This window comes from Bradyrhizobium sp. P2_E8 (assembly GCF_056403875.1).
This window is the reverse complement of record NZ_JBFUES010000189.1, coordinates 1-9,515: the sequence shown is the minus strand read 5'-3', so window position 1 is coordinate 9,515 and position 9,515 is coordinate 1. Positions and strand designations below refer to the sequence as shown.

The 9,515-nt window shown below is 64.8% G+C and carries 9 protein-coding genes; 7 read left to right on the top strand and 2 right to left on the bottom strand.

The genetic code is table 11. From position 1 onward, the window contains the following. Window positions 1–201 precede the first annotated feature (201 nt). Window positions 202–387 (bottom strand): hypothetical protein, encoded by a 186-nt coding sequence (locus AC1D00_RS13230; protein ID WP_477010974.1) that lies wholly within the window; start codon window positions 385–387, stop codon window positions 202–204. Between the two features lie 293 nt (window positions 388–680). Between AC1D00_RS13230 and AC1D00_RS13225 the strand changes: the two genes are divergently transcribed. From AC1D00_RS13225 to AC1D00_RS13205, 5 genes are all read left to right on the top strand, one after another. Continuing rightward, window positions 681–1,598 (top strand): ABC transporter permease subunit, encoded by a 918-nt coding sequence (locus AC1D00_RS13225; RefSeq protein WP_027548690.1) that lies wholly within the window; start codon window positions 681–683, stop codon window positions 1,596–1,598. 59 nt (window positions 1,599–1,657) lie between these two features. Then, entirely contained in the window at window positions 1,658–2,935 is a 1,278-nt protein-coding gene (livM, locus tag AC1D00_RS13220) for a high-affinity branched-chain amino acid ABC transporter permease LivM (RefSeq protein ID WP_404559137.1), read from the top strand. Continuing rightward, the gene (locus AC1D00_RS13215; RefSeq protein WP_027548688.1) at window positions 2,932–3,765 is read left to right on the top strand and encodes an ABC transporter ATP-binding protein; all 834 of its coding nucleotides are present in this window, start codon (window positions 2,932–2,934) and stop codon (window positions 3,763–3,765) included. The genes livM and AC1D00_RS13215 overlap by 4 nt, the downstream gene beginning before the upstream one ends. Further along, entirely contained in the window at window positions 3,762–4,505 is a 744-nt protein-coding gene (locus tag AC1D00_RS13210; protein WP_135174195.1) for an ABC transporter ATP-binding protein, read from the top strand. The genes AC1D00_RS13215 and AC1D00_RS13210 overlap by 4 nt, the downstream gene beginning before the upstream one ends. A gap of 150 nt (window positions 4,506–4,655) precedes the next feature. Next, window positions 4,656–5,774 carry a branched-chain amino acid ABC transporter substrate-binding protein gene (locus tag AC1D00_RS13205; RefSeq protein WP_477010973.1) on the top strand — a complete coding sequence of 373 codons (1,119 nt, stop codon included), beginning with the start codon at window positions 4,656–4,658 and terminating at the stop codon, window positions 5,772–5,774. Between the two features lie 89 nt (window positions 5,775–5,863). On the opposite strand, the gene AC1D00_RS13200 is transcribed toward AC1D00_RS13205, so the two are convergent. Continuing rightward, the gene (locus AC1D00_RS13200; RefSeq protein WP_404557840.1) at window positions 5,864–6,250 is read right to left on the bottom strand and encodes a response regulator; all 387 of its coding nucleotides are present in this window, start codon (window positions 6,248–6,250) and stop codon (window positions 5,864–5,866) included. Between the two features lie 227 nt (window positions 6,251–6,477). On the opposite strand from AC1D00_RS13200, the gene AC1D00_RS13195 reads away from it, so the two are divergent. Both AC1D00_RS13195 and AC1D00_RS13190 read left to right on the top strand, forming a co-directional pair. Next, entirely contained in the window at window positions 6,478–9,303 is a 2,826-nt protein-coding gene (locus AC1D00_RS13195) for a PAS domain S-box protein (RefSeq protein ID WP_477010972.1), read from the top strand. Between the two features lie 59 nt (window positions 9,304–9,362). Then, the coding region (locus tag AC1D00_RS13190) for a P1 family peptidase (protein ID WP_477010975.1) at window positions 9,363–9,515 on the top strand (153 nt) is incomplete at its 3' end.

Sequence of the window (9,515 nt, the reverse complement as noted above, 5' to 3'; positions counted from 1 at the left end):
CCACGCTGCCTTCAATGGGAAGGCTTTGCCGGGAGCTAACTCGCATCAGCCTGTGGCGGCAATTTAAACCCTTTGTTTACCTTAACCGCCCGGCGGCCGGCGCCCCAAACGAAAAAGGCCCCGCCTTTCGGCGGGGCCCTTCCTCACTCACTCCTGCTCACTCGCAACTACTCACACAACTGCTCACTCCTGGGCTCCCAACTAGTCGTCCTGACCGTGCTGGCCACCCTGCTGGCCGGGCCGGTTACCCTGGCGCATCGGGTCATTCTGCTGCTGCTGTCCGGGTTTCTGCCCGCCGCCCTGCTGCTGACCTGGCTGGTGACCTGGGCGCTGCTGACCGGGGTTCTGAGTCTGCTGACCCGGATTCTGGTTCTGCTGCTTCGTCATCGAGGGGGAACTCCCTTGTTGGACGTCAGAGGGAAAGTAACAACGGTCCCTGGATTTGGTTGCCGTGCGGAACCCGGTTCCTCGCAGCTGCGGAACCGGGGGAGATGACGTCCGTCACCAAATGAGTTCTGTACAAGCCCTTATGCCTAGGCCTGCACTGTTGCGGCCGCCAGTTCCCTCCTGTTACAAAACGAGAAGAATGCTCAAGGGCTGCCGGGGCCCGAGAAGAAACTCAATCACTCTCTCTCGAAGAGCTCCCTTTGAGCCGCGTCAGGTTTGGTAAACGGCAGCCTATGGATTATTTCGCCCAGCAGCTCATTAACGGCCTCGTGCTCGGCTCCATCTACGGCCTGATCGCGATCGGCTACACGATGGTCTACGGCATCGTCGGCATGATCAACTTCGCCCATGGCGACGTGTTCATGATCGGCGGCTTCATAGCCCTGATCACCTTCCTGATCCTGATCTCGCTCGGCCTGACCGCGATCCCGGTGATCCTGCTCGTCGTGCTGCTGGTCGCGATGGCGATCACGGCGCTTTATGGCTGGACCATCGAGCGCATCGCCTACCGGCCGCTGCGGCATTCCTTCCGCCTCGCCCCGATGCTGTCGGCGATCGGCATGTCGTTCGTGCTGACCAACTATTCGCAGGTGGCGCAAGGCGCCCGCGTCAAGCCGATCCCGCCCTTCATCACCGGCGGCTACACGCTGCATGAGAGCGCGGACGGCTTCGTCATCCAGCTCTCCAATATCCAGATCATGGTGGTCATCACCACCATCGTGCTGCTGGCGATCTTCACCTGGCTGGTGTCGCGCACGCGGCTCGGGCGCGACATGCGCGCCTGCGAGCAGGACCAGACCATGGCGGCCCTGCTGGGCGTCGACGTCGACCGCACCATCTCCATGACCTTCGTGATCGGCGCCGCGCTCGCCGCGGTCGCGGGTTTCATGTACCTGCTCTATTACGGTCTGGTCGACTTCTTCATGGGCTTCGTTGCCGGCATCAAGGCCTTCACGGCGGCCGTGCTCGGCGGCATCGGCTCGCTGCCCGGCGCCATGCTCGGCGGTCTTGCGATCGGCCTGATCGAGACGTTCTGGTCGGCCTATTTCTCGGTCGAATACAAGGACGTCGCGGCATTCTCGATCCTGATCGTCGTGCTGATCTTCATGCCGACCGGCCTGCTCGGCCGTCCCGAAGTCGAAAAAGTCTGACGGACCGCCGCGTGACACCCATCCCGCACAAGACCACGCACGCAAGCCGCACCGCCGGCTTGACCTACATCCTGAAAAAATCCCTGCTCAGCGCACTGGTCGCGCTGGTGCTGTTCTCACTGATGGTCGGCGTCCGAACCGAGGCCGGCTCCGACGGCCAGCTCACCTATTGGACGCGTTTCGGCGAGGTCGCAGCGCTCGTCGCCGGCGTGTTCGGAGGCTCCATCGTCATCGAGCTGCTCCGGCAATGGATCGGCCCGGCCGGCGCCGAGAAGCTGGTGCCGCCCGCGGTACAGAGCGGGATGTCGTTCGTCGGCCGCTACCTGGCGCCTGCGCTCTTGATCTTCACGCTGCTGGTGCCTGTGATCTTCTATAACCAGCGCTACATCCTCGACCTCGCGATCCTCGTGCTCACCTATGTCATGCTGGGCTGGGGATTGAACGTGGTGGTTGGCCTCGCCGGCCTGCTCGATCTCGGTTACGTCGCCTTCTATGCGGTCGGCGCCTATTCCTACGCGCTGCTTGCCACCAATTTCGGCTGGTCGTTCTGGGTGTGCCTGCCGCTCGCGGGCATCCTCGCCGCGTTCTGGGGCGTGCTGCTCGGCTTTCCCGTGCTGCGCCTGCGCGGCGACTATCTCGCCATCGTGACGCTCGCCTTTGGCGAGATCATCCGCCTCGTCATCATCAACTGGCAAAGCCTGACCGGCGGCCCCAACGGCGTCCCCGGCATTCCCCGCCCCTCCTTCTTCGGCATCCCGCTCGACAACAGCGACGACGGGCTCGCCGCCAAGCTCGGCATCGAGTACTCGCCGACCCATCGCATCGTCTTCTTGTTCTATTTGATCCTGGCGCTCGCGCTGCTCACCAACTGGGTGACGATCCGCCTGCGCCGCCTGCCGATCGGCCGCGCCTGGGAGGCCTTGCGCGAGGACGAGGTCGCCTGTCGCGCGCTCGGCATCAACACCACGACCACCAAGCTGACCGCGTTCGCGACCGGCGCGATGTTCGGCGGCTTTGCCGGTGCGTTCTTCGCGACCCGCCAGGGCTTCATCAGCCCGGAATCCTTCACCTTCCAGGAATCGGCGCTGGTGCTGGCCATCGTCGTGCTCGGCGGCATGGGCTCGCAACTCGGCGTGGCGCTTGCCGCGCTGGCCATGATCGGCGGCTTCGAGCTGTTCCGCGGCCTCGAGACCTACCGCATGCTGGTGTTCGGCATGGCCATGGTGCTGATCATGATCTGGCGGCCGCGCGGCCTGATCGGCCATCGCGCGCCGACTGTGTATCTGACCAAGGCGCAGGCGATCTCCTCCGACCTCGTCAAGGAAGGGCACGGATGAGCGGCGACAAGATTCTCAGCGTCGACCAGCTGACCATGCGCTTCGGCGGCATCGTGGCCGTGCAGGACCTGTCGTTCTCGGCCGAGCGCAAGAAGATCACCGCGCTGATCGGGCCGAACGGCGCCGGCAAGACCACCGTTTTCAACTGCATCACCGGCTTCTACAAGCCGAGCGGCGGTTCCATCCGCCTCGCCCATGACGACGGCAAGATCATCGCGCTCGAGCGGCTGAACGATTTCCGCATCGCAAAGCAGGCCAAGGTGGCGCGCACCTTCCAGAACATCCGCCTGTTTCCCGGCATGACCGCGCTGGAAAACCTGATGGTGGCGCAGCACAACGCCTTGATGCGGGCCTCCGGCCTCACCTTCCTCGGCCTGATCGGTGCGCCCGGCTATCGCGATGCCGAGAAGCGCGCGATCGATCTGGCCACCGACTGGCTCAGGCGGGTCAACCTGCTCGACCGCGCCGACGATGCCGCCGGCAATTTCGCCTATGGCGACCAGCGACGGCTCGAAATCGCGCGGGCGATGTGCACCGAGCCCGCGCTTCTGTGTCTGGACGAGCCCGCCGCCGGCCTCAACGCGCGCGAGAGCGCCGCCTTGAGCGAACTCCTGCTCTCGATCCGCAACGAGCTCGGCACCTCGATCCTCCTGATCGAGCACGATATGTCGGTGGTGATGGAGATCTCCGACCACATCGTGGTGATGGACCACGGCGTGAAGATCGCGCAAGGCACGCCGCGCCAGGTTCGCGACGATCCCAAGGTGATCGCCGCCTATCTCGGCGCCGACGAGGAAGAGGCGGTCGCCGTGATGGAGGGCGGGTCGTGACTTCGGCGTCTACTCCCCTGCTCGCGATCCGCAGCCTTCGCGCCGCCTACGGCAAGATCGAGGCGCTGAAGGGCGTCGACGTCGAGATCAATGCCGGCGAGATCGTGGCGCTGATCGGCGCCAACGGCGCCGGCAAGTCGACGCTGATGATGACGATCTTCGGCAAGCCGCGGGCCCGCGCCGGCCAGATCCTGTACGAGGGCCGCGACATCACCGACGTGCCCACCCACGAGATCGCGCATTTGCGCATCGCGCAATCGCCGGAGGGACGGCGCATCTTCCCGCGCATGAGCGTGGCGGAAAACCTCCAGATGGGGGCCGACGCCACCGGATGCACCGATTCCGAACGCGACGCGACGCTGGCACGCGTCTTCTCGCTGTTTCCGCGGCTGAAGGAGCGCTACGCGCAGCGCGGCGGAACCCTGTCCGGCGGCGAGCAGCAGATGCTGGCGATCGGCCGCGCCTTGATGAGCCGTCCCCGCCTGCTCCTGCTCGACGAGCCCTCGCTCGGGCTCGCGCCGCTGATCGCGCGCCAGATTTTCGATGCGATCCGCACCCTGAACCGGCAGGACGGCCTGACCGTCCTGATCGTCGAGCAGAACGCCAACCATGCGCTCAAGCTCGCCCATCGCGGCTATGTCATGGTCAATGGCCTGATCACGCTGGCCGGTACCGGCGCCGAGTTGCTGCAGCGCCCCGAGATTCGCGCCGCCTATCTGGAAGGCGGCCGACACGGCTGAGGCGGGCCACRTGCGGCCGAATTTGGCGAGATATCTGCGCCAATGCCCGTATTTTGCCGGTGACTTCTCCTCGAATTCGTTCAAGAATGGCATCGGTTTAGACCGGGCATGCCCGGCAACTTCCACAGGCGACCACCCGCGAGGTATCTCATGAAATCACTGAAACTCATCGGTCTGGCATTCGGCGCATCGATCGCGTTGTCGAGCGCGGCATTCGCGCAGGATGTCAGCATCGCAGTCGCAGGTCCGATGACCGGCGGCGAGTCCGCCTTCGGCCGCCAGATGRAGAACGGCGCCGAGATGGCCGTGGCCGATATCAACGCCGCCGGCGGCGTCAACGGCAAGAAACTCGCGCTCTCGGTCGAGGACGATGCCTGCGATCCGAAGCAGGCCCGCTCGGTCGCCGAGAAGATCGCCGGCGCGAAGATGCCGTTCGTCGCCGGGCACTATTGCTCGTCGTCGTCGATCCCCGCATCCGAAGCCTATGCCGACGGCAACGTGCTCCAGATCACCCCGGCTTCGACCAATCCTCTGTTCACCGAGCGCAAGCTCTGGAACGTGGCACGCGTCTGCGGCCGTGACGATCAGCAGGGCCTGATCGCGGCGCAGTACATCGCCAAGAACTTCAAGGGCAAGAACATTGCGATCCTCAACGACAAGACCACCTACGGCAAGGGTCTTGCGGACGAGACCAAGAAGGCGCTCAACAAGGCCGGCGTCACCGAGAAGATGTACGAGTCCTACAACAAGGGCGACAAGGACTTCAACGCGATCGTCTCGCGCCTGAAGCGCGACAACATCGATCTCGTCTATGTCGGCGGCTACCATCAGGAGAGCGGCCTGATCCTGCGCCAGATGCGCGACCAGGGTCTCAAGACGGTGCTGATGGCCGGCGACGCACTCGCCGACAAGGAGTACGCCTCCATCACCGGCCCGGCCGGCGAAGGCACCCTGTTCACCTTCGGCCCCGATCCGCGCAACAAGCCGACCGCCAAGAAGATCGTCGATGCCTTCAAGGCCAAGAACATCGACCCCGAAGGCTATACGCTCTACACCTATGCGGCGATGCAGGTCTGGTCGCAGGCGGCCAAGAAGGCCGGCACCACCGATGCCAAGAAGGTCATGGAGGCGATGAAGGCCGGCAAATGGGACACCGTGATCGGCCCGATCGAGTATGACGCCAAGGGCGACATCAAGCAGATCGACTACGTCGTCTACAAATGGGATGCCAAGGGCGGCTACACCGAGATCAAAGGCAGCGGCACCTAACGCGTCGGCCTCAGGGCCGCCATCCAAGCGTCATCACGCCCCGGCTCGCCCGGGGCGTTCTTCTTTTAGGCAACGGCTTTGGGCAAGGGTCAGACGGCTGCGGGCACTTCTCCGCCCGCTGCGGTCTGGGCCTTCCGCAGCGCTTGCAGGAGATCGTTCGGCCGAAACGGTTTTTGCAGGCAGACCACGTTGGCAAGGTGAGGCGATTGATCCATGAAATCCAGCGTCGTCATCCCGGACACCGCGATGATCGGGAGTCCCGGGGCGCGCTCGCGCAGGCTCGCGATGACGTCGACGCCGCTGGTGTCACCAAGGAAGATATCGACGATCGCCGCGTCAAACGGGCTTTCTTCGAAGGCGTTCAGCCCGGCCGCGCCGCTTTCGGCCTCCACGACCTCGAAACGATGGACCCGAAGCACGATCCCGACCATCGCGCGGACGTCCTTCTGGTCGTCGATGACGAGAACGCGGGGCATAGGGAACAACTCCCGGATACTGGGATCAAAATCGACGATTCAGACCTGGAACCCACGACGGCCGAAGGGCATTATGGCACCGTCCAGTAAATCGCATCTTACCCGATCCCTATTCCGTGGTCCCACCAGAATTAAGAAATCTGTAACCTTCGGTTGAGTCGCGGCCGCAACAGTCCAGAATGTGCGACCGTAACCCGCTACCATAGCGCTGGCCTGCGGGGATTTGAATGACGTCGATGAAGATGGCGAAGACCGGTCTGCGAGAGGTGGACGTGCCCGCAACGATCGACCGAAGCACATTCCTTTCGACCCTGCCGGCCACCGCGACCGACCGCACCGCTGCATTGGCAGTCGTCGGCATATCCGCGATCCTGTTCGCATTGACAGTCCCGTTCGCGGGCACCCCGCTCCTCCCCGTCCCGGGCTTTGTCGCGAGCTATCAATCGGCCCTCGCCGTGAGCGACGTCGTGACCGCCGYGCTGCTGCTGTCGCAGTTTTCGGTGCTGCGGACCCGCGCGCTGCTGTGGCTCGCGAGCGGCTATCTGTTCACCGCCGCGGCGGCGCTGGTTCATGCCTTCACCTTCCCCGGACTGTTCACCCCGACCGGACTTCTCGGCGCGGGCCAGCAAACCACGGTCTGGCTCTACATGATCTGGCACGCCGGCTTCCCGATATTCGTGCTGGGTTATGCCTGGCTGAAGGAGGCCGACGGCGGTGCCAGGATCCGCGGCGCGACGACCAAGGCGATCTACACCATCGTGTTGGGCGTCGTCGCCGCCATGGCCGTCTTCGCCTGGATCGTCACCGCCCAGCACGATCTGCTCCCGGTCCTGCTGCGCGACGGCCACTACACGCCGACCATGATCGGCGTCGTGTCCTTCGTGTGGTCGCTCAGCTTTGCCGCCCTCGTCTCGCTCTGGTTCCGCAGGCCGCATTCGGTGATCGACGTCTGGCTCATGGTCGTTATGTGCGCCTGGCTGTTCGACATCGCGCTCTCGGCGATCGTGAACGTCGCGCGCTTCGATCTCGGCTTCTACGCCGGCCGCCTCTACGGGCTCTGCGCGGCGACTTTCGTGCTCGCGGTGCTCCTGGTCGAGAATGTCCGCCTCCAGGCGCAGACCGCGAGCATGGTCGGCGCGCTGAAGCGCCGATCGGACGCCGAGCGCGACTATCACGCCGAGCGCGAGCGGCTGTTCACCGCCGTCGTCGAATCCTCCAACGACGCCATCATCACCAAGTCGCTCGACGGCACCATCACGACCTGGAACAGCGCGGCCGAGCGCGTCTTCGGCTACTCCGCCGACGAGGCGGTCGGCCGTTCCATCGACATCATCATGCCGGACGATCAGCGTGACGATGTCGCCGAGAACCTGGCCCGCACCCGCAACGGCGAGGTCATCGACCAGCAGGAGACCGTACGGMTGCACAAGAGCGGCCAGCCCATCGACGTGGTGCTGAGCCAGGTCCCGCTGCGATCGACCGAGGGCAGGATCATCGGCGCGTCCAAGGTGGCCCGCGACGTCACCGAACGGAAGCGAGCGGAGATGGCGCTCAATCGGGAGATCGAGGAGCGCCAGCGCATTTTCGAGACCTCGCAGGACCTGATCCTGGTCACCGATGGTTACGGCAATTTCATCCAGGTCAGCCCCAGTGTGAAGGACATCCTCGGCTTCAGCCCGGACGACATGGTCGGGCACAGTGCGATCGAGTTCATCCACCCCGATGACCTCGAGAGGACGCGCAGCGAGATGCGCGCGGCGCGGCGCGGCGCGGTCAAGCGCAGCTTCGAGGCGCGCTACTATCACTACGACGGTCACGAGGTCACGCTGAACTGGATGGGCACCTGGTCCGAGCCGGTGAAACGCCATTTCTTCATCGGCCGCGACCTCACCGAGAAGCAGGCCGCCGAAGCCCAGCTCCGGCAGGTCCAGAAGATGGATTCGATCGGCCAGTTGACGGGCGGCGTCGCCCACGACTTCAACAACGTGCTGACCGTCATCACCGGCACGATCGGCATCCTGTCGGATGCGGTCGCCGACCGGCCCGAGCTCGCCGCCATCACCAAGCTGATCGACGACGCCGCCGAGCGCGGCGCGCAACTGACCAAGCACCTGCTCGCCTTCGCCCGCAAGCAGCCGCTCCAGCCGCGCGAGATCGACGTCAACGCGCTGATGCTCGAGGCCGCCAAGCTGCTGCATCCGACGCTGGGCGAGCAGATCACCATCATGCCTCAGCTCACCGAGGATGCCTGGCCGACGCTGGTCGACCCCGGCCAGCTCTCCACCGCCATCCTCAACCTCGCGCTGAACGCGCGCGATGCCATGCCCGACGGCGGCACCCTGGTACTCGAGACCCGCAACGTCTTCCTCGACGACGGCTATGCCAGCATGAATCCCGACATCGTTGCCGGCAATTACGTGATGATCGCGGTCAGCGACACCGGCAGCGGAATTCCGGCCGATCTGATCGAGCGGGTGTTCGATCCGTTTTTCACGACCAAGGAGGTCGGCAAGGGCACCGGCCTCGGGCTCAGCATGGTGTTCGGCTTCGTCAAGCAGTCCGGCGGCCACATCAAGATCTACAGCGAGGAAGGCCACGGCACGAGCGTGAAGATCTACCTGCCGCGCTCCACCGGCGTGCAGGAAACCGAGTTCGAGGCACTCCAAAACGCGCCGGTCGCCGGCGGCAGCGAGAAGATCCTGATCGTCGAGGACGACGCGCTGGTACGGCAATATGTCGTGACCCAGATCAAGAGCCTCGGCTATGCCGCGCTCGAAGCCGGTAACGCGGCCGAAGCCCTCACCATCATCGACGCGGACAAGGGCATAGACCTGCTCTTCACCGACGTCATCATGCCGGGCGCCATGAATGGCCGTCAGCTCGCCGATGAAGCGGCCCGCCGCCGCCCCGACCTGAAGACGCTGTTCACCTCGGGCTACACCGAGAACGCCATCGTCCACCACGGCCGGCTCGACTCCGGCGTGCTGCTGCTGGCCAAGCCCTACCGCAAATCCGAGCTCGCCAAGATGCTCCGGACCGCGCTGGCGAGTTGAGCCTGCGGCATCTCTGCGCTATCGCAGAAGCGAACTCCTCATCAGCGCGCGAGGCCACCTTGAAAAACCTTCTCACCGACATCGCCGGCGTCCGCGTCGGCCATGCCGAGGATGCCAAAGTCGCCTCCGGCACGACCGCGATCATCTTCGATTCCCCTGCGGTCGCGGCGATCGACGTCCGCGGCGGCGGTCCCGGCACGGCGGTCCCGGCA

Excerpts from the sequence above, each read along its gene's own strand:
- AC1D00_RS13215 (WP_027548688.1), top strand. The coding sequence starts at position 2,932 with ATGAGCGGCGACAAGATTCTCAGCGTCGACCAGCTGACCATGCGCTTC.
- AC1D00_RS13225 (WP_027548690.1), top strand. The coding sequence starts at position 681 with ATGGATTATTTCGCCCAGCAGCTCATTAACGGCCTCGTGCTCGGCTCC.
- AC1D00_RS13230 (WP_477010974.1), bottom strand. The coding sequence starts at position 387 with ATGACGAAGCAGCAGAACCAGAATCCGGGTCAGCAGACTCAGAACCCC.
- AC1D00_RS13200 (WP_404557840.1), bottom strand. The coding sequence starts at position 6,250 with ATGCCCCGCGTTCTCGTCATCGACGACCAGAAGGACGTCCGCGCGATG.